This is a genomic window from Marinimicrobium sp. UBA4509 (assembly GCF_002388575.1).
GTDB lineage: Bacteria > Pseudomonadota > Gammaproteobacteria > Pseudomonadales > Cellvibrionaceae > Marinimicrobium > Marinimicrobium koreense.
Window position 1 is genome coordinate 64,319 of record NZ_DGMV01000051.1, and the last position, 20,347, is coordinate 84,665.

Consider the following 20,347-nt stretch of genomic DNA (forward strand, 5'->3'; position numbering starts at 1 on the left):
CGTGGCGCTGACCATCGTCGGCCCGGAAGCGCCGCTGGTCGAAGGCGTGGTGGACTACTTCGCCGAGCGCGATCTGCCCTGCTTCGGCCCCACCAAGGGCGCCGCCCAGTTGGAAGGCTCCAAGGCCTTTACCAAAGACTTCCTGGCCCGGCACCAGATCCCCTCCGCGGATTACCAGACCTTCACCGAGGTGGAGCCCGCCCTGGCCTACCTGGAAGAGAAAGGTGCGCCCATCGTGGTCAAAGCCGACGGCCTGGCCGCCGGTAAAGGCGTGATCGTGGCGGAAACCCTGGATCAGGCCCAGGACGCCGTGCGTGACATGCTCTCCGGCAATGCCTTTGGGGACGCCGGTTGCCGCGTGGTGATCGAAGAATTTCTCACCGGTGAAGAAGCCAGCTTTATCGTCATGGTGGACGGCAAACATATTCTGCCCATGGCCACCAGCCAGGACCACAAGCGTGTGGGTGAAGGCGATACCGGCCCCAACACCGGCGGCATGGGCGCCTACTCCCCGGCCCCGGTGGTCACCCCCGAGGTGCACGAGCGCATCATGCAGCAGGTGATTGTACCGACCGTGGAGGGCATGGCCGCCGAAGGCAACCCCTACACCGGCTTCCTGTACGCCGGCCTGATGATCACCCCGGACGGCCAGCCGAAAGTGATCGAATACAACTGCCGGTTCGGCGACCCCGAAACCCAACCGATCATGCTGCGCCTCAAATCCGACCTGGCCGAGCTGTGCCAGATCGCACTGGACGGCAAACTCGATCAGGCCCACACCGACTGGGACGAGCGCGCCGCGGTCGGCGTCGTGCTCGCCGCCGGTGGTTACCCGGGCAGCTATAACAAGGGCGACGAAATCAGCGGTCTCCCTACCGAAGAGACCCCCGGTGAGCGCGTATTCCACGCCGGCACCAAGACCGCCTCCGGTAAAGTCGTCACCAGCGGCGGCCGGGTGTTGTGTGCCACCGCCCTGGGCAATACTGTCAGCGAAGCGCAGCAGCGCGCCTACGCCCTGGCCGATCGCATCCAGTGGGACGGGGTTTTCTACCGTAAGGATATCGCCTATCGGGCGATTGAGCGGGAGAAGAAAGGCGAGTAGTTACTTGCAACGTTAAGGGGGGCGCTCAACCGCGAGCGCCCTTCAGGGCAACACCTCGTAGTCCCGCTGCGCGATGAGGGGCAGCGAAGGCTCGGCACCATAAATCTCGACCCGATAGGTGCCGGGCTCCCATCCCTGCCGGGGACGCACCCAGGCCTCCTGTCGCAACCCGGTATGGTCCGTCAACGGATGGTAGTCAAAGTGGGACAGGCCCGGCTGGTCCTCTCGCGCCCACCGAATGATCACCGACGCCTGCTGGTACTCAGTCGGCACCTGGTAGTGCAGATAGACCGTCCGGTCTTGCACGCTGAAGCGGTTCTGGGCTCGGAAGGGGCTGCCGTCCTGACCCGAGCGATAACGGCTGAATATCAGCGCCCCCGGGTTATCCGGGGCGAGTTCTGGAGGGGTTCCCGCCGCCCAGCGGGCGTAAAGTTCGCGCAGATGCTCAACACCCAGTCCCTGCCGATTCAGCCAGTCAGCGGTAATATGAGAGCGCTGTGAAAAGAAGGCCTCAAGCTGTTCCAGGTCGGTCTGTTGAATCAGCGCCAGCGCCTCTTCGCGCGTGAACCCCAGCGCGATTCCCAAACTCAGATCGTCGTGGAGGCGCCGACGCTCTTCCGGCACCGCATCTGACCGGCTCGCCTGCGCGTCCTCCCTGGGTGCCTCGACCGGAGCGGTTGCGCTCCGCGCCGAGGTCCCGCGACCCGGTCGTTCCGATAGTGATTCAACCGGGACCTTGAGCAGCGGCGTCCCTGCGCGCTCGTCACCTCCCTGATACAAGGCTCGCACCACGCTGAAAGCGCTCACACCAATAAATACAACGGTAACCAGCGTAACCAGGCGTTTCATTGGAGATGGTCCGGGCTAGAAGTTTCGTAGGTAGTCATCCCGCTCGTTAATGCACTCTGATCGGGAGTCATACTTGGTCAGGTAGCTGTAGGAGACACCGTCAGTGTTCGGGCCGCAGTCATTATCGCCGTACTGAACCGGTCCATAACAACTCGCATAGATGGTATCGGTGGTCTGTCCGACACAGAGGTTGTAGTAAATCTGTTCGCTGGGGTCTTCAACGCTTACGCCACCGCCACCGCCACCGGTGGAGCCGCTGCCGCAATCAAATCCGGCCGCTACGTCACGAGCATAGCTCACCTGAATTTCATAGTTACCATAGACCTCCTCGGCCTCACTTTGGTAACCCTCAGCACAGAGCTCCAGTGCCTGCTGATAGTAGGCATCCGCCGCCAGAAACTGGGTCGATACCTGTGTCCCACAAGCGTTGGCCGCATCCCGGTCAGAGGCTGTCACCAACTCCTGGAACGAACAGCTACCACCGCCGGAACTATCCAGCTCACGGGTATCTTCTCCTTCATCATCCTCGGCCACACAGCCGGACAGCGCCAGCAGGCTGAGAAGGCTTACTGCTTTGATATATCCCCAAGTCGTCATCTTTGATGCTCCGCATTGTGTCGGTTTTGTAGACAATTTTATGCGTCACAGCTTCAAACCGCATACCCCATTTGGGTGAAATTTGCCCCTCAACAACAAAAAAAGCCGAACGCATTGCCTGCGCTCGGCTTTTCGGTGCGGGTTTACTGACGATGCGGTCAGTCGGAAGCCCCTACCAGCACCTCCACCAGCTCCGGCTCAATGACGCTGCCACTGTAGCGATCAAACAGTGCGAAACCGCCGTTTCCTGCATAGCCATTGTCCCAATAGACTGGCACCATACCGTGATCAAGCGCTGACTGGGTAATGTATTCATTCCAATAGCGCCGATAGGTATCGTGACCTTCGACATTCTGCCGTGAAATAACGCCATATTCACCCAGAATGACCCCGACACCCTGGTCGATGAAGTTCGTCTGCATCCGCTGGAACTGGTTATCCACGTAGGACTCATTGGCCCAGGTTTCGGTGACATTCGGGTCGGTTGCGATCGAACCCCACTGGGTAATGTTGCTGCTTTCGTTCAACGTAAAGTTGTAGGGGTCATAGTAATGCACCTCCATCAACAGCCGATCACTGACCGTATCCTCGGGAATCTCGGCGAAGTTCACGGTGTGATCAATGTTGGTATTGAACCCCTGAACCACCAGATAACGATCCGCGTTGTTGCCACCGGTCGCGCGCACGGTGTCGACAAAGGTCTGATTGAAGCTGTTCTGGACGGTGTAGTACTCCTCGGTTGGCGTCCCGTAATCGCCTTCGACCATTACCTCATTGGTACCGGCAAACAGCAGTCGATGATCGTAGGCCTCAAAGTGCTCGGCTATCTGGGTCCACATGATGGCCAGACGATTGTTGACATACTCCTGATCCGCGTAGGTCGGCTGCATCCAGCCACCGTCCCAGTGGATGTTCATGATCACATACAGGTCCGCGTCCAGCGCGTAGTTGACCACTTCCTCTACCCGGTTTTTCCAACTCTCCTCGATGATGAAATTTTCGGTATCGGAGAACTGACTCCAGGCTACCGGCACCCGAAGCGTGTCGAAACCCGCGGCTTTTACCCTATCGATCAGCTCCCGGGTAATTTCGGGATTCCCCCAGGCGGTTTCACCGCCAATGGCGTCCAGGGAGTTGCCGACATTCCAGCCCACGCCCATTTGCTCGGTCAGCTCCACGGCCGTCAGCCCCCCGGGGTCGCTCACAGAGGAGCTGGACGAACTGGAAGCGCTCGACGAAACGGAGGAACTACTGCTGGACGAGCTACTGACCGAACTACTCGATGAGGATTGCGAGCTACTGGAACTCGACGAAACCGACGAGCTGCTGGACGAGCTCGCCCCACCACAGAGAGCACCCGACAGCTCCGGCACTTCCGCGTCGCCGTTCTGACTCACCTGAAATCCAAATTCAATCGACTGCCCCGGCTGGATCGACTGATTCCAGCTAAGGTTGGTCGCACTGTAGGGATTGGAACCCTCCAGTTCGGCATTCCAAAGGTTGGTAATGGTGCTGTGCTCATACTCCCAACTCACCTGCCAACCATTGATCGCCGAGGTGTCGTTATTGGTAATCTGGATGCTCGCAATGGCGCCAGCGCCCCAATCACTTTGAACCAGATAATCGCATTGAACGGATTGAGCCTGGGTGATCGGGGCCACCATTAATCCGGCGGCCAACAAAAAAGCGCCACTGATTGTTTTTATCTTTGAAAACGTCATGGGAAATTATCTCCTTTCCGGGTTTTTATGCGAGAAAAATATCAAGGAATAGCGCACCGCATACCGGACCTGAAATACTCACCAGTCCCTACCGAATACCACTGTGTATGCAGCGTCAGTCTTATACTTCTTCGAGTTTCCGGCTCTGACCGAGGCCAAAGCGTCCACTCACCAAAAAGTATATCGACAGCGCTTCAGGGAAAAATGCAGAAGGGCTTGCGGGACGAGAGGGAGATCACAAATTGCAAAGAAGAAAAAGTCGCTAAGGTAAGAAGTGAAAAGTCTGGCGACATTTGCCACAGATGGCGTAAAAAAAGGGGGGACTGATCTTCAATTTCTGAAGGCGCGCTCTTGGCGCGTAAAACAAAGCCGATTTGGGCAAACGGCAAATCCGGCTGTACCCCAGGGACGGAGAGAGAGGGACGCCGGATTCGTCCCTCCTGACACAGAATTTAACATGCGGATTGATTTTCTTATTTGAAAATCAGGATTTCCACTTGATATTGCAGCCCAGGCTGGGACGCTGCTGATCTTCGGGGGGCTGCTCACCTCTGGCGACCAACTCAGCCGCCGCCAGCAGGTCTTTCCCGGTCACCGGAATATCATTGCCCGGACGGCTGTCGTCCAGTTGGCCCCGGTAAACCAACCGCTTATTCCGGTCAAACAGGTAGAAATCCGGGGTACAGGCCGCATCAAAGGATTTGGCCACCCGTTGGGTTTCGTCGTAGAGGTACGGGAACGCCAGTTTGTACTCCTTGGCAAATTGAGCCATTTTTTCCGGAGAATCCGCCGGGTACTCCTTGACATCGTTGGAGCTGATGGCGATACAGCGGATGCCCATTTCATTGAGCCGGTCGTTGAGTGTTTCCAGGAACGGCGCAATATGCAGGACAAACGGGCAGTGGTTACAGATGAACATCACCACCAGCCCCTTATCGCCCATGCGCTGGCTCAGTTTCCAGGTCTCCCCGGCGGGATCGGGCAAAGTGGTATCGGGCAGCTCAGTGCCCAGAGGAAGCATATTGGAAGGCGTGCGGGCCATAATTGACTCTCCTGTTAAGCGCCAGCCCCACCCGGGGCCACAGACACTTGGATGGTTAGCCCTGAATTGTATACCCCCGGGCGGCCCCTGTTAAAGCCAGCAACAGACGCCACTCCCCCGGGGCTAAAGGCCCAGAGACCGGGGGAGCCGCGCAAGAATTTCACTATTGGTGAAATAGCACCCCTTTATTTCATGATGACCACAACATTGATATAATTGGGCTTCGATGTTAGCAAGCACTTACAGCCGTACACCACCCCGAACAATGACTGTTTATATTTGCTCACTCAGGAGGTAAACTGACCCTGATCCGCATCATAAGCGGCGCCGGGCCCACTGAGTGATCCCGGGACAAAACGCGGTGGACACCATCGCACAATAAATCAACCCTGGCAGTATGCAAGCAGTACAGCGCGTTTTGGGGCCGGACTCCGGTTCTCGCTGTGGGCGCTGCCTAAACCAGCTGCACAACCGACATTGGGGTCTGCCCGGCACCCGGTGACGGCTTTTGTGTGTTGAGAGGAATTGTGAGAATGACTTTTATACACGACGATTTTTTGCTCGACACCGAGCAGGCCAAGGCGTTGTACCACGATTACGCCAAAGACATGCCGATCATTGACTACCACTGCCACCTCCCCCCGGATCAGATCGGCGAAAATAAACAGTTCAAGAATCTGTCCGAGGTCTGGCTGGCGGGTGACCATTACAAATGGCGAGCGATGCGCTCCAATGGTGTCAGCGAAAAGTACTGCACCGGTGATGCCAGCGACTGGGAGAAATTTCAGGCTTGGGCCGAAACCGTACCGAATACCCTGCGCAACCCGCTGTATCACTGGACCCACCTGGAACTGAAGAAGCCTTTCGGCATCACCGACAAGCTGCTCAGCGGCGAAAATGCCCGCGAGGTGTGGGACCAGTGCAACGAACTGCTGGCGACGCCGGAATTCAGCGCCAAGGGCCTGATCACCCAGGCCAATGTGAAGGTCATTTGCACCACCGATGACCCGACCCACGACCTGCGCCATCACCAGTCCATCGCCGCGGACAGCAATTTCAACACCAATGTGCTGCCCACCTGGCGCCCGGACAAGGCCATGGCCGCCGAAGATACCCAGGGTTACAACACCTACCTGGATCGGCTCGGGGAAGTGGCTGACGTACAGATCAGCACTTACGACGACCTGATGAGCGCCCTGCAGAAGCGTCACGACTTCTTCCATGAGCAGGGTTGCCGCCTGTCGGATCACGGGTTGGAAACCGTCCACGCCGAAGACTATACCGACGCTGAAATCAAGGCGATTTTCGCCAAAGTGCGCGGCGGCAAGGACCTCGACCAGACCGAGCTGGACAAGTTCTACTCGGCGATGCTGGTGGAGTTCGCCCGTCAGGACCACGAGAAAGGCTGGGTCCAGCAGTACCACATTGGCGCCATCCGCAACAACAACCCGCGGCTGTTCCGCGATCTGGGCCCGGATACCGGTTTCGACTCCATTGGCGACCACAACTACGCCAAGCCGCTGTCGAAATTCCTCGGCCGTCTGGACAACGACGACCGCCTGGCCAAAACCATTCTGTACAATCTGAACCCGCGCGATAATGAGATGATCGCCACCATGATCGGCAACTTCCAGGATGGCTCGGCCGCCGGCAAGATGCAGTTTGGTAGCGGTTGGTGGTTCCTGGATCAGTTGGACGGCATGAAGCGCCAGATCGAAGCCCTGAGCCAGTTGGGCCTGTTGAGCCGGTTTGTGGGGATGCTGACCGACAGCCGCAGCTTCCTGAGTTACTCCCGCCACGAGTACTTCCGGCGCCTGCTGTGCCGTATCCTCGGCCATGATATGGCCGCCGGTACGGTACCCAATGACCTGAAAATGGTCGGCAGCATGATTCAGGACATCAGCTTCAACAACGCGAAAGACTACTTCCCGTTTGACGTCCCGAAGTAAGCGGGTCGATTAGATAGCGTGGTAGTCTGTAGAGCCCGGCAGTCATGTCGGGCTTTTTTCGTTCTCAACCCGGAGAGCGCTCTTGGACAGCACCAATTTGCTATCGACATTCCTGTTCTCACTCTCGGTCACCACACCGATTTTCCTGATGGTGATTCTTGGTGCGGTGTTACGCCGCATCGGGATGATTGATGAGACCTTCATCAACACGGCATCGCGCCTGGTATTTGCGGTGGGCTTGCCGGTACTGTTGTTTTTCAGCAGCGCCACCACCGACTTTGGTGCCGCCGCCGACGGCCGCATCCTGTTCGCGGTAGTAGCCGGAGCGATCGCCATTTTTCTGTTGAGTCTGCTCACGGCGGACGGTTTTGTGCGCGACCGGCGGGACCGGGGCGTCCTGGCCCAGGCGGCGTTCCGGGGCAACCTGGTGATCATCGGTCTGGCCTACTGCGCCAATGCCTACGGAGAAAGCGGCGTGGCCATGGCCGCCCTACCCATCGCCATCACCATCGTGCTCTATAACGTACTGTCGGTCATTGCGCTCAACCGGGACCTGGACAGCCGGCGAGGCATGCGGGGCGTGTTCTCGGGTGTGGTGAGCAACCCATTGATCATCGGCATTGTCGCCGGACTGTTCTACGGTTGGATTGAAGGCCCCATGCCCGAGCCCGTTCAACGGGCGGGTAACTATCTGGGTGAGATGAGCCTGCCACTGGCCCTGCTGTGTGTGGGCGGCGCGCTGGATCTGAAGTCATTACGGCAAGTGGGCGGTGGCGCCCTGGCGGCCACCACCTGGAAGCTGATTGTTTCGCCCCTGGTCGGTGTCCTGATCGCCTTGGCTCTGGGGCTGGAGGGTCAGGCGCTGGCGGTGGTCTTTCTGCTGGCCGCGTCGCCCACGGCTACCGCCAGTTTTGTCATGGTGCGGGCCATGGGCGGTAATGCCTCCCTGGCGGCCACCATGATCGTCCAGTCCACGGTTTTCGGGTTGGTGACGGTCACGCTGGGCCTGTGGATACTGCAGGCCCTGGCGAGCTGAACACTACTCGTTGTCGTCCTGGATCTGCTCCTGAATCTCGTCATAGGATTCGTGGCGCACATCTTCACCCTTCACCAGATACACCACGTACTGGGCCAGGTTTCGGGCGTGATCACCGATCCGCTCCAGGGCGCGCAGACTCCACATGATGTTCAGGGCACGGGAAATATTGCGAGGGTCCTCCATCATGAAGGTCAGCATTTCCCGCATGGCGGAGTTGTACTCCATATCCACGGTGTTGTCCGTTTCCACCACCCGTAGTGCCAGGTCGATATCCAGACGAGCAAACGCATCCAGTGCGTCACTCAACATGCGCGAGACATGGCCACCGATGTGGCGCACTTCAACGTACCCGCGCGGTGTGGAGCCGTCACCGCTAAGGGCGATAGCTTGCCGGGCGATTTTGCTCGCCTCATCACCCACCCGCTCCAGGTCCGTGATGGCTTTGGTAACCGCGATAACGAGACGCAGGTCACTGGCCGCTGGCTGGCGACGCGCCAGAATGCGAACGCAGTCTTCGTCAATATCCAGCTCCATGTCATTGACGTGATCATCTTCCCGAACCACCCGCTCGGCGGTCTCGGCATCGGCATCAATCAGCGCCTGTATGGCATCATTAACCTGACGTTGAGCCAGTCCACCCATCTCGGACAGCTTGGTCTTGATTTCATCCAGCTCAAGATTGTACTGCTGAGAAATATGATGCGTATGGGATTTGATATCCATGACCATAATGAGTGCTCCTCTTAGCCGTACCGGCCGGTAATATAATCTTCGGTTTGCTTATTGGTCGGGTTGGTAAACAGCGAATCGGTGTCACCAAACTCGATCAGATCGCCCATGTACATGAACGCAGTATAGTCCGAAACCCGGGCCGCCTGCTGCATATTGTGGGTCACAATCACAATGGTGTATTGATCTTTGAGCTCGTAGATCAGCTCTTCAATTTTCAGTGTTGAAATCGGGTCCAATGCCGACGCCGGCTCATCCAGCAAAATCACTTCCGGCTCAATGGCAATGGCGCGGGCGATGACCAGACGCTGCTGCTGACCACCGGACAGACCAAAGGCGTTGTCGTGCAGCCGGTCTTTGACTTCTTCCCACAGGGCAGCGCCGCGCAGGGACTTCTCCACCACTTCATCCAGAACCCGGCGGGACTTTACGCCCTGCAGACGCAGGCCATAGGCGACATTTTCATAAATGGATTTCGGAAATGGGTTGGGCTTCTGGAATACCATACCCACCTGACGACGCAGCTCGGCCACGTCGACTTTCTTGTCGTACATATTGCTGCCATCCATCAGGATCTCGCCTTCGATGCGGCAGATATCCACCAGGTCATTCATCCGGTTGAAACAGCGCAGCAGCGTCGACTTACCGCAGCCGGAAGGTCCGATAAAGGCGGTTACCTTCTTTTCGGGAATCTTCAGGTTGATGTCTTTCAGGGCACGATTATCCCCGTAGTACAAATTCAGATTATTGACCTCGAGCTTGATGGTCTCGTCTTCCAATGCCATGGCATTACCCTGTGTCTGAGGGCGGGGCGCGCCCACGTGTGCTTGGTGGTCGGGTGCCGTTGATGACCCGCTTTGCTTGGTAGTGTCTTCTAACATGCTAGGCTCCCGCGATCAATCAGAGGCGCTGCGATACTTCTCGCGCAGCGTGTTACGAATTTTGATGGCTGTAAGGTTCAGAATAATGATCAACAACACCAGCGTCAGCGCCGTCGCGTAAACCAGGGGGCGAGCGGCTTCAACGTTCGGACTCTGGAAGCCGACGTCATAAATATGGAACCCGAGGTGCATGATCTTCTGATCCAGATGAATGTACGGGTAGTTGCCATCAATGGGCAGGCTCGGTGCCAGCTTGACCACACCGACGAGCATCAATGGTGCCACTTCACCGGCGGCACGGGCGATGGCCAGAATCAGGCCGGTCATCATGCCAGGCGTGGCCAGAGGCACCACCACCTTCCACAGGGTCTCCGACTTGGTCGCCCCCAGGGCCAGACTGCCCTGACGGATGGTGCTGGGAATACGCGCCAGGCCTTCTTCGGTGGAAACAATCACCACCGGCAGGGTCAACAGGGCCAGAGTCAGAGACGCCCAGAACAAACCCGGCGTACCAAAGGTCGGGGCCGGTAAGGACGCGGGGAAAAACAGCTCATCAATGCTGCCCCCCAGGAAGTACACAAAGAAACCCAGACCAAACACCCCGTATACAATTGAAGGCACACCGGCCAGGTTGTACACCGAAATGCGGATCAGCTTCAGTACCGTGCCCTGACGGGCGTACTCGCGCAGGTAAATGGCGGCCAGCACGCCCAGCGGGGTAACCATGATCGACATCACAATCACCATGGTGACGGTGCCGAAGATGGCCGGGAAAATCCCGCCTTCGGTATTGGCCTCGCGGGGCTCTTCGGTCAGGAACTCCCAGAACCGGTCCATGTAGTGTGCCAGCTTGCCAAACACACCCAGGTGGTTGGAGCGGGTAACCCGCACGATGTTATGCAGGTGAATGGTTTTTTCCATTCCGTTGACGGTTTCAACATCAAAGCTGTCCCGCTCGATCTGCTCATAAATCGCGTCGCGCTCCGCCTTGATTCGGCGGTACTCTTCGTTCAATGCCTCTCGCTCGACCGCAAACTGCTCTTCGGCCTGCGCCATTTCTTCCGGCGAAACACCCTGCAGCTCAAGGCGGCGACGCTCCAGGCGCAGCCGTTCCAGCTTGTGGTTGATGCTGCCAATCTCCACCTTTTCCTTGCGACGGATTTCGTTGTGCAGATCCACGCTGCGCTCGACCCGGGCTTCCACCTCTGGCCAGAAATCCTCATCGCCCAGGCGGCTGATCACTTCGCCGTGTTCTTTCAACGCCACCGGGAAACCGTAAAAGTTACCCCACTCGCGACGTTCAACCACAATGGCATTTTCCGGGTAGTGCCACTCACCCATGCCCACATCCAGGTACCACTGAAAATCGCTACCGAGATCCCGATTACCCTGTTTGATCAGATAGCGGGTCACCAGAGGGACATCCTCGCCCACGGTGTAGCCATTGGTACGCGCCACTCGCGCGGGAATGACTTCCTTACGGACCAGTTCTCCCAATACTTCCTGTCGGTCGCCATCGCGATCCAGCACCGACATCTGCACCAGATCAGCGGGCCAGAAATGGCCAAAACCGCGAACGGCAATCAGCCCCAACAGGCCCACAACCATAATCATACACAGCGCCACGGCACCGCCGTTCAGCCATACCCAGGGGGCACCACTTTTAAACCAGGCTTTCATCAATCAGGCTCCCAATGGTTACAGGTTGCTGTAGCGTTTACGCAAACGCTGGCGAACGACTTCGGCCAGAGTGTTGACCACAAATGTCAGGGCCAACAGCACCAGAGCGGCGAGGAACAACACCCGGAAGTGCGTGCTGCCAATGGCGGTTTCCGGCAGCTCCACCGCCACGTTGGCGGACAGGGTGCGCATACCTTCGAATATATTGAAGTTCAGCACCGGGCTGTTGCCGGTGGCCATCAACACAATCATGGTTTCACCCACTGCACGACCAAAGCCCATCATCACCGCCGAGAAGATACCCGGGCTGGCGGTGGGCAGAATCACACCTATTACGGTCTGCCAGCGGGTTGCCCCGAGGGCCAGAGACCCCTGGGTCAAATGGCGGGGCACATTGAACACCGCGTCTTCGGCGATCGAGAAAATGGTGGGAATCACCGCAAAGCCCATGGCAATACCCACGACCAGTGCGTTGCGCTGATCGTAGTCAATATTGTTGTTGGTCAGCCATTGGCGCATGCTGCCATCAAAGAACCACACTTCGACGTGCGGACTGACCGCGATACAGGCCCATCCGGTCAACAGAATGGGGACGATCAGAATGGCGGCCTCCCAACCTTCCGGGACGTTGCTGCGAATCGCCGATGGCAACCGGCTCCACAACAACCCTACGGCCAACATGGTGACCGGCAGGAAAATCAGAATACTGAATACCGCTGGCAGGTGATTTTCCAGAAACGGTGCCAACCATAGACCGGCAAGAAAACCCAAAATGACCGTCGGCAGGGCTTCCATGATCTCAATGGTGGGTTTGACCACGCCACGCAGCTTGGGGGTCATGAAGTAGGCGGTGTAAATGGCGCCCATCACACCCAGAGGGATGGCAAACAGCATCGCGTAGAAAGCGGCTTTGAGCGTACCGATAGACAACGGCACCAGGCTCATTTTCGCCTCGGAGTCATCCGCGCCAGAGGAAGCCTGCCAGACGTACTCGGGCTGCTGTCGGCCTTCATACCAGACCTTCTGCCAGAGTGAGCTCATGGAGATTTCCGGATGCTCATTCCAGACCGAGGCTATATGCAACCGCTGGTCATTATCCAGCGCCAACAAGCGGCCGTTAATGGGCGACAATGCCAGTTGCGAAATGGGCTGATCCGTGACCGACTCGATCACCAGGGTGCTCGACGATGTCCCGTAGAAAAGGCCGACATTGCCTTGGTCGTCACCGGCCGCGAAACCTTTTCGGGTATATTCCGGTGCGATAGTGGTCACCGAGCCCGGCATGGAGCCAAAGTCCCGCACCGGCGTCAGATGGAATTGATTGTTATCGTCCCGAATGATAAACCACTGGCTGACCGACCCCTGGTCCGTGCCGATGATCACCGACAGCGTACCGACCAGAAACTCCAGAGCGTTCACCTGGCCACGCTCGGTGGGAAGCGTCTCGATCAACCGGGCATCTTCAGCGCGCTCGACATGGTAAAAATGCAGTTGTTCCCGATCGTCCGCGACCACCAAAAAACGCCCAGTGGCATCGACGATCAAGTGTTCCACCTGGGCACCACCGGGTAGTGAGGGCACGGAATAGCTATCACCGGATACGCTACCGCCGTTGCCGAACAGACCCTGGTTCATCCGGTAACGCCCCACAAGGATCTGATTGTCTTCAGTGACGCCGGCAACCATCATGCCGGCATCCGTGCTTTGCACGGCGACTTCGCGCAAGGCGCGGCCCTGCTCGTCCAGCGTGACGGGTTCCTCACCCAGTGGGTAATCCAGCCCCGGGGTCACCAGCCGCTGGTCATTGGGATAGCTGAGGCTATAGGTCTCCTGGACGACAGATACCGAGCCATCGGAGAAACCGTAGGCCACCAGCTGCTGATTCGGCACACTGGTATCAACCGCCGTGGCCGTGACACCCTGATTGCGAGGAACCTCAAAGGTTTTGAGGGCGAGCCCAGAATCAACGTTAAAGAAGTGCACCTGCCCGGCCTCGCTGAACGATGCCCCCATCTCCTCGTACCGCTCGAGCACGAGGTGGGCGGACGGATCGGCCTCGCTGGTCAGTGCGAAGGGGTAGTCGGCAGTCGGCTCGATACTGCTGCTGCGCAGTAACGGCGCCACTTCCGAGAACAGGTAGATGAAAATCAGCGCCAGGGCGCCAACCACCATCATACCGGCAGTGCCGACTCCGTAGCGGGACAGGCCGTCCTTGAATTTGCGTACCTTGCGCAGACGAGCACGTTGCTCCGCATTCGGCATCAAGCTTCCCCGGGCATCCGGGGTGGAAGGTCGCTCTGACATAGTGCATCAATCCTGAGCTGGAGAATCTCGGTCGAACCCCCAATCAGAGGACTTCGACGAAAGCGCGTGCATGCTAACAGCGCTAGATGACATTTTTGTTACAGTCACATGACAAAAGGGACCCTCCGCCCCGCGGCGGTGTCCCTTTTGATTGTCCCTAAACCAGTTGACGGATCATAAACCCAGGGTCCCTTTCCGGGTCGATCGGGGCGGCAAGTGCCACCCGGCGGAGTCTGTGTTTACAGACCCAGCTCTTCGGTCACCCGCTTGGACACTGAGGCCGGCAGCGGAATGTAACCGTCACGCACTACCACTTCCTGACCCTGCTTGGAGATTACCATTTTCAGGAACTCAGCCTGCATGGGATCCAGGGGGCGGTTCGGGTGCTTGTTGACGTACACATACAGGAAGCGGGCCAGAGGGTAGCTGCCATTCGAGGCGTTTTCGGCGTTGGGAGCGGCGAACTCTTCGCCTTCGGCACGGGCCAGCGGTACTGCACGCACGCCAGAAGTCATGTAGCCAATACCTGAATAGCCGATACCGTTACGCGATTCGCTCACACCCTGAACAACCGAGGCAGAACCGGGCTGCTCGTTAATGCCGGGCTTGTAGTCGCCCCCGCACAGGGCATTGTCCTTGAAGTAACCGTAGGTACCGGACACCGCGTTACGGCTGTACAGGCCCAGGTCACGATTTTCCCACTCACCGTCCAGGCCCAGTTGGCCCCAACGGGTAATGTCCTCTGAATAGCCACAGCGACGGGTCACCGAGAACATGGCGTCTACCTGAGGAATCGTGAGACCTTCAATGGGGTTGTCTTTGTTGACGTAGACCGCCAGAACGTCCACCGCTACCGGAACCGCAGTCGGCTTGTAACCGTGAGCTTGCTCAAAAGCACGAATCTCGGAGGCCTTCATTTCGCGGCTCATGGGACCAAAGTTGGCAGTATTCTGAGTCAGCGCCGGCGGAGCGGTCGAAGAACCGGCACCCTGGATCTGGATATTGACGTTGGGATAGAACTTGGCGAACTCCTCGGCCCAGAGGGTCATGAGGTTATTCAGGGTATCGGAACCGATGCTGTTCACATTACCGGATACGCCTGAAACCGCCTCGTAATCCGGCAGATTGGGATCGACGTCCGCTTGCGCCATGGCGCAGGTCATTGAGCCGGCCAGAGCCAGGCCTTTAAAGAATTTGATGGCGTTCATAGAGCGCTCCTCTGAAACAGTGATTTGTCGTTCAGTGACATGAAATGCCCTTATCTGGGTCATTTCCACCTGAGATGCACTCTACCCACCCAATATGACAGTCCTGTGACAGGCTGCCATAAATTTGTCAAATTACTGCAACAAACGCAGAAGGCAGCCCTGAGGCTGCCTTCTGTCGGATAAGCGAATCAGTCTCGCCGGAAAATCAGCTGATGTAGACCGGTCCCGCCCCTGAACTCCAGACGATCACGGTGCTCACCATCACCACGACCGCGAGCACCAAGCCTACGGTGATCACCGAACTGGCGTAAATGAAGCCCCGTTCTTTCGGGATATTCATCAGGATGGGAATACCTTCATAAATCAGATAGACGGAGTAGCACGCCGCCAGAATGTACACCGATACCACCAGCCACAGCTGTGGGTATACCAGCGCAACACCGGCGAGCATCATGGGAATGGCCGAATAGACCGCCAGCGCCGTCCCTTCATAGTGGCGACGATTGGCTTCGTCGGCCACACCAAAACTGCGCGACATCCAATTGATGTACTCGCCCAGGACATAAATGGCAATAAGCTGAGCGAAATAGGCCGCTCCGGCCATGAGCAAGGCACTCTGGCTGGTCAATTTCACCACACCGCCGCTACCCACGCTCCAGCCCACTTCGGTCACTCCGAAATAGCCCGCGATACAGGGTATCAGTGCCATCAAGGGAACGTGACGTAGATAAACCCGCAGGAACGATTCGTTGTCGCTGCGTATCCGCTGCCACTCGCGATCGGGGTTGGTGAAGATACCCAGGGTGTGCTGCAACATAGCCATATTTACGTACTCCTGCTACTGCTTGTTATTAGAGAGTACGTACAGTATCCAGCTTTGGGACGAGTGCCGCAAAGAAGTATTCGCGATAAACGAATACTGTTAATCAACTTAGGTTATATAAAAGGGGCCGTCGCCCCTTATTTGACGACCTTGAGGTTGGGCCGTTTTTGCGCGTCTTTCTTCGGTTCGGAATCCGGCTTGGGAGGCTCGGGATTGGGCTCATGCTCGAATACCATGCCCTGGCCATTCTCCCGGGCATAAATACCCAGTACTGAGCCACAGGGGATCACCAGATCCGTCGGTATGCCGCCAAAGCGGGCATTGAAGTTGATCTGCTCCAGACCGATGAACAGGTCTTTGACTGCCGTCGGATTGATATTGAGTACAATCTGCCCGTCTTTATTGACGTGCTGCTGAGGCACTTCAACGCCTTGCCCCTGGGCATCCACCAGGATATAGGGGGTGCAGCCGTTATCCACGATCCACTCATAGAGCGCTCGAATCATGTAAGGACGGCTTGAGGTCATGGCCATAGAACGTCTCCCGATAGGGTATCGAAGGGCATGAAAGCCCCTTTTGGGGGCTGGACAACACGCAATGGAGGCTAGTGAGCCCCCATGTCGCGCTCGACTTCCGTGAGGCTCTTACGAAATCCCTCACGTTCGAACAGTCGCTTCTGGTACGTCAGCAAGGGCTGGGCCTGGCGCCCCTTGCCAAGGTCAATATCCAGCATCGGCAAGCGCCAGAGGATCGGTGCCAGGCAGCAGTCCACGATGGTGAACTCATCGCTCATGAAAAACGGCATTTCGGCAAAGATCGGCGAGATGGCCAGCAGACTGTCGCGCAGGGCCTTACGCGCCTTTAGCACGGTGTCCTTACTCTTGCTGGTGAGAATGGTGTCTACCAGCGGCGCCCAATCACGCTCCAGCCGGTACATCCACAGCCGGCTCTGAGCCCGGGCAACCGGGTACACCGGCAGGAGCGGAGGATGCGGGAAACGCTCATCCAGGTACTCCATGATCACTTTGGACTCGTACAGGGCCAAGTCCCGGTCCACCAGCGTGGGCAGACTGTCATAGGGGTTGAGGTCCGCCAGTTCCTGCGGCTTGTTTTTGGGATCGACATCAATAATATCCGACGATACCCCTTTCTCCGACAACACAATTCTAACCCGATGGCTGTAATGATCAGAACCATCGGAAAACAGCGTCATGGATGAGCGTTTGGTCACCACACCCATTGTGTATTACCTCAAATTACCCAGTGATCAAGCCGGGGCGCCCACAGGCGCCCCACCGTTATTCGAATTTAGTGAATTCCCTTCCAGTACTCGCGGTTGAGCAGGTAAGCAAACACAAACAGGACGGACAGGAACAACAGCACGAAGATACCCACCCGTTCACGGTCCATGGCTGCGGGCTCACCCAGATACTCCAGGAAATTCACCAGGTCGTAGATCACCTGGTCAAACTCTTCCTGCGACAGGCTGCCTTCAATGTCACCTTCCACCAGGCTACCACACTCCTCATCCATGACTGGATTGCCCGCGCTATCGCGCACAATGTGTCCATGGCTGTCCAGCTGGGGACCGGCGGAACACTCCAGCAGGCCTTGAAGGTCCAGCATGACGTGGGGCATACCAACGTTTTCAAACACCCGATTATTCACACCGAAGGGACGGCTCTCATCCTTATAGAAGTTACGAAGGTAAGTGTACAGCCACTCCGGGTTGCGAGACCGGGCCACCAGAGTCAGATCCGGCGGCTGAACCCCAAACCACTGCTTACCCTGCTCCTTCGTCATGGAGGTGGTCATCAGACTACCGATCTCCTGATCGCCGAAAATCAGGTTGTTGCGCGCCACATCGTGGGGAATACCGAGATCGTCCGCCACCCGCTCATAGCGTGAAAACTTGGCGGAGTGGCAGCCCATACAGTAGTTCACGAAGTACTTGGCACCACGCTGCAGGGACTCTTTATTGTCCAGGTCCGGTTCCATGATATCGCAGGGAATGGAACCACATCCGCCAGCACCCGCGCCCACAGCCTTGATCGGAACCACCACGAGTACTGCGAACAGCGCCAGACCACCCAGCACCAAGCGCAGCGGCAAGCCTTTCATCTGTACACGCTCTGGCACGGGGTGCTCACTATCGCGATCCGCCAACCAGGGGAGCACCGCGAACACGGCGGCCAGAACCAGACCAAACAGGCGCAGGAAGACCGGCACATCGCTGTCCCCTGTGATTCCATTCAGAGCCATTACCAGGAAGATCAGGGCAAAACCCCAGCAAATGGCGAACGACAGGACTCGCGCGATCTGCGAGCGCTGCTCCGGCGGGCGGTTGCTGGTCCAGATCGGCATGGTGATGAAATAGGCAAAGTAGAACACCGTCGCCAACTGGGACAATACGGTGCGCCCAGTGGTCGGTGATTTGACGCCCAGGTAACCCAGCACCACAAACATGGCGGCGAATACCATCAACATGACCCGCGGGATATGCCCCTTGTAGCGCATGGAGCGGGCCTTGGCCCGATCCAACCAGGGCAGCACGAACAGGATGGCAATCGCCGCGCCCATGGCAATCAGACCGAGGAACTTGGCGCTCAAGGGGCCAATTTCAATGGTCACCGCCCGCAAGATGGCGTAGAAAGGCGTGAAGTACCACACCGGGGCAATGTGCTCCGGGGTCTTCAGGTTGTTCGCCTCTTCAAAGTTAGCGTATTCCAGGAAGAAACCGCCCATTTCCGGCATGAAAAACATGACGAAACAGAAAGCGAACAGGAAGACAGTAATACCCACCAGGTCGTGAACCGTGTAGTACGGATGGAACTGCACGCCATCTTTGGGGATACCGTTCTCATCTTTGTTCTTCTTGATGTCCACGCCATCGGGGTTGTTGGAACCGACTTCGTGCAGCGCCAGGATATGCAGTACCACCAACCCGAGTAGGACAATCGGCAGGGCCACGACGTGCAGGGCGAAGAAGCGGTTCAGGGTAATGCCGGAAATCAGGTAATCACCGCGAATCCACTGCACAAGATCTTCGCCGATCACCGGAATGGCCCCGAACAGGGACACAATCACCTGAGCGCCCCAGTAGGACATCTGCCCCCAGGGCAACACGTAGCCCATGAAGGCTTCCGCCATGAGCACCAGATAGATGGTCATGCCGAAAATCCATACCAGCTCGCGCGGCGCCTTGTAGGAGCCGTACATCAAGCCGCGGAACATGTGCAGGTATACCACCACGAAAAACGCGGAAGCACCGGTAGAGTGCATGTAGCGCAGAATCCAGCCGTACTCCACATCACGCATAATGTATTCGACGGAGGCGAAGGCGCCCTCGGCGGTCGGGGTGTAGTTCATCGTCAGCCAGATACCGGTCACCAACTGGTTGACCAGCACCAGCAGGGACAGAACGCCGAAGAAATACCAGAAGTTAAAGTTTTTGGGCGCGTAGTAGTTGCCCATATGGGTGTCCCAGGCGCGCTGTACCGGGAGACGCTGGTCGACCCACTGCCACAATCCAGTTAACCAATTCATTCTTATGCCTCCTGATCCTCGCCCACGATGAGCAGGTTATCGCCCTCGTAACGGTGTGGGGGAACTTCCAGGTTTAACGGAGCGGGTACGCCTGTATACACGCGGCCAGCCATATCGAACTTGGAACCATGACAAGGGCAGAAGAAGCCGCCCTGCCAGTTTTCGCCACCGAGGTCAGCAACGCCCACTTCCGGGCGAAACAACGGTGCGCAGCCCAGATGGGTGCACAGACCGAGCAGCACCAGGAACTCTTCGCGAATGGAGCGAGTCTGATTTTGAGCGTATTCGGGCTGTTGGGGTTGCTCCGAGTTGGGGTCGCGCAGCACGTCCTCAACTTTTTCCAGCCCCGCGATGGACTCTTGTGTACGACGCACAATGTAGACCGGCTTGCCCCGCCACTCGACGGTGATCATTTGCCCGGGCTCCATCTTGCCGATGTTGGCCCGAACCGGTGCCCCGGCGGCTTTTGCCTTGGCGCTGGGGTTCCAGGAACCCACAAAAGGTACCGCTGCACCCACTACGCCCACAGCCCCTACTACCGAGGTAGCAGCGGTCAGCACACGGCGGCGCGTTTTATTGACAACGTCATCGGTCATGACGATCTTCTCCCCTAACAGCTTCCGACGGCCAGTAAATCACTGAATTTCAACGATTTAGAATGATGTTATTGAGACGTAAAAAATGGCCAATCTTAAAGAAATTGCGCGCCGCTTACAAGAATAAGCTGCGCCCCGTGCCCTCGGCCAATGGGTTATACGGCGGGCGGACATAAAAAAACGCCCAGGCCAGCGAAGGGCCTGGGCGTTTTTTGCTCGGAGGTACCGCCGCCCCACACCGTGGGGCGAGCTCCAGCTTAACGCTTGGAGAACTGCGGACG

General features: G+C 57.6%; 17 protein-coding genes. 3 read left to right on the top strand and 14 right to left on the bottom strand.

Going from position 1 to position 20,347, the window contains the following annotated elements; genetic code table 11:
• Nucleotides 1–1,102: phosphoribosylamine--glycine ligase (gene purD / locus B3520_RS09225; RefSeq protein ID WP_286875905.1), on the top strand; the 1,102-nt coding region annotated here is incomplete at its 5' end.
• Between the two features lie 42 nt (nt 1,103–1,144).
• On the opposite strand, the gene B3520_RS09230 is transcribed toward purD, so the two are convergent.
• From B3520_RS09230 to B3520_RS09245, 4 genes are all read right to left on the bottom strand, one after another.
• Nucleotides 1,145–1,951: a hypothetical protein gene (locus B3520_RS09230; protein ID WP_286805645.1), complete on the bottom strand. Its 807-nt coding sequence runs from the start codon at nt 1,949–1,951 to the stop codon at nt 1,145–1,147.
• 15 nt (nt 1,952–1,966) lie between these two features.
• Nucleotides 1,967–2,548: a hypothetical protein gene (locus B3520_RS09235; protein ID WP_286805647.1), complete on the bottom strand. Its 582-nt coding sequence runs from the start codon at nt 2,546–2,548 to the stop codon at nt 1,967–1,969.
• A 158-nt stretch (nt 2,549–2,706) separates the two neighbouring features.
• Nucleotides 2,707–4,269 carry a cellulase family glycosylhydrolase gene (locus B3520_RS09240; RefSeq protein WP_286805649.1) on the bottom strand — a complete coding sequence of 521 codons (1,563 nt, stop codon included), beginning with the start codon at nt 4,267–4,269 and terminating at the stop codon, nt 2,707–2,709.
• Nucleotides 4,270–4,753: 484 nt separating this feature from the next.
• Nucleotides 4,754–5,311, bottom strand: coding sequence for a thioredoxin family protein (locus B3520_RS09245; protein ID WP_286805651.1), 558 nt, complete (start codon nt 5,309–5,311; stop codon nt 4,754–4,756).
• A gap of 533 nt (nt 5,312–5,844) precedes the next feature.
• Between B3520_RS09245 and uxaC the strand changes: the two genes are divergently transcribed.
• Together uxaC and B3520_RS09255 are read left to right on the top strand one after the other, a co-directional pair.
• Nucleotides 5,845–7,260: a glucuronate isomerase gene (gene uxaC / locus B3520_RS09250; protein WP_286805653.1), complete on the top strand. Its 1,416-nt coding sequence runs from the start codon at nt 5,845–5,847 to the stop codon at nt 7,258–7,260.
• Nucleotides 7,261–7,342: 82 nt separating this feature from the next.
• Nucleotides 7,343–8,296 (top strand): AEC family transporter, encoded by a 954-nt coding sequence (locus B3520_RS09255; RefSeq protein WP_286805655.1) that lies wholly within the window; start codon nt 7,343–7,345, stop codon nt 8,294–8,296.
• 3 nt (nt 8,297–8,299) lie between these two features.
• Here B3520_RS09255 and phoU read toward each other — a convergent pair whose 3' ends face one another.
• The 10 genes from phoU to petA form a co-directional block, all read right to left on the bottom strand.
• A complete protein-coding gene (gene phoU / locus B3520_RS09260) occupies nt 8,300–9,022 on the bottom strand; it encodes a phosphate signaling complex protein PhoU (RefSeq protein WP_024459593.1) in 723 nt (240 codons plus the stop codon).
• A 20-nt stretch (nt 9,023–9,042) separates the two neighbouring features.
• Nucleotides 9,043–9,813: a phosphate ABC transporter ATP-binding protein PstB gene (gene pstB / locus B3520_RS09265; RefSeq protein WP_024459592.1), complete on the bottom strand. Its 771-nt coding sequence runs from the start codon at nt 9,811–9,813 to the stop codon at nt 9,043–9,045.
• Between the two features lie 111 nt (nt 9,814–9,924).
• Entirely contained in the window at nt 9,925–11,589 is a 1,665-nt protein-coding gene (gene pstA / locus B3520_RS09270; RefSeq protein ID WP_286805658.1) for a phosphate ABC transporter permease PstA, read from the bottom strand.
• A gap of 18 nt (nt 11,590–11,607) precedes the next feature.
• On the bottom strand, nt 11,608–13,893 hold the full coding sequence (locus B3520_RS09275; RefSeq protein ID WP_286875906.1) for an ABC transporter permease subunit: 2,286 nt from the start codon (nt 13,891–13,893) through the stop codon (nt 11,608–11,610).
• A 239-nt stretch (nt 13,894–14,132) separates the two neighbouring features.
• A complete protein-coding gene (locus tag B3520_RS09280; protein ID WP_123636899.1) occupies nt 14,133–15,101 on the bottom strand; it encodes a PstS family phosphate ABC transporter substrate-binding protein in 969 nt (322 codons plus the stop codon).
• A gap of 205 nt (nt 15,102–15,306) precedes the next feature.
• Nucleotides 15,307–15,924 carry a Yip1 family protein gene (locus tag B3520_RS09285; protein ID WP_286805663.1) on the bottom strand — a complete coding sequence of 206 codons (618 nt, stop codon included), beginning with the start codon at nt 15,922–15,924 and terminating at the stop codon, nt 15,307–15,309.
• A 137-nt stretch (nt 15,925–16,061) separates the two neighbouring features.
• Entirely contained in the window at nt 16,062–16,457 is a 396-nt protein-coding gene (locus B3520_RS09290; RefSeq protein ID WP_024459587.1) for a ClpXP protease specificity-enhancing factor, read from the bottom strand.
• Nucleotides 16,458–16,528: 71 nt separating this feature from the next.
• On the bottom strand, nt 16,529–17,164 hold the full coding sequence (locus B3520_RS09295) for a glutathione S-transferase N-terminal domain-containing protein (RefSeq protein ID WP_286805665.1): 636 nt from the start codon (nt 17,162–17,164) through the stop codon (nt 16,529–16,531).
• Nucleotides 17,165–17,232: 68 nt separating this feature from the next.
• Nucleotides 17,233–19,470 (bottom strand): ubiquinol-cytochrome c reductase, encoded by a 2,238-nt coding sequence (locus tag B3520_RS09300; RefSeq protein WP_286805667.1) that lies wholly within the window; start codon nt 19,468–19,470, stop codon nt 17,233–17,235.
• Between the two features lie 2 nt (nt 19,471–19,472).
• Nucleotides 19,473–20,066 carry a ubiquinol-cytochrome c reductase iron-sulfur subunit gene (gene petA, locus B3520_RS09305; RefSeq protein ID WP_024459584.1) on the bottom strand — a complete coding sequence of 198 codons (594 nt, stop codon included), beginning with the start codon at nt 20,064–20,066 and terminating at the stop codon, nt 19,473–19,475.
• Between the last annotated feature and the right edge of the window lie 281 nt (nt 20,067–20,347).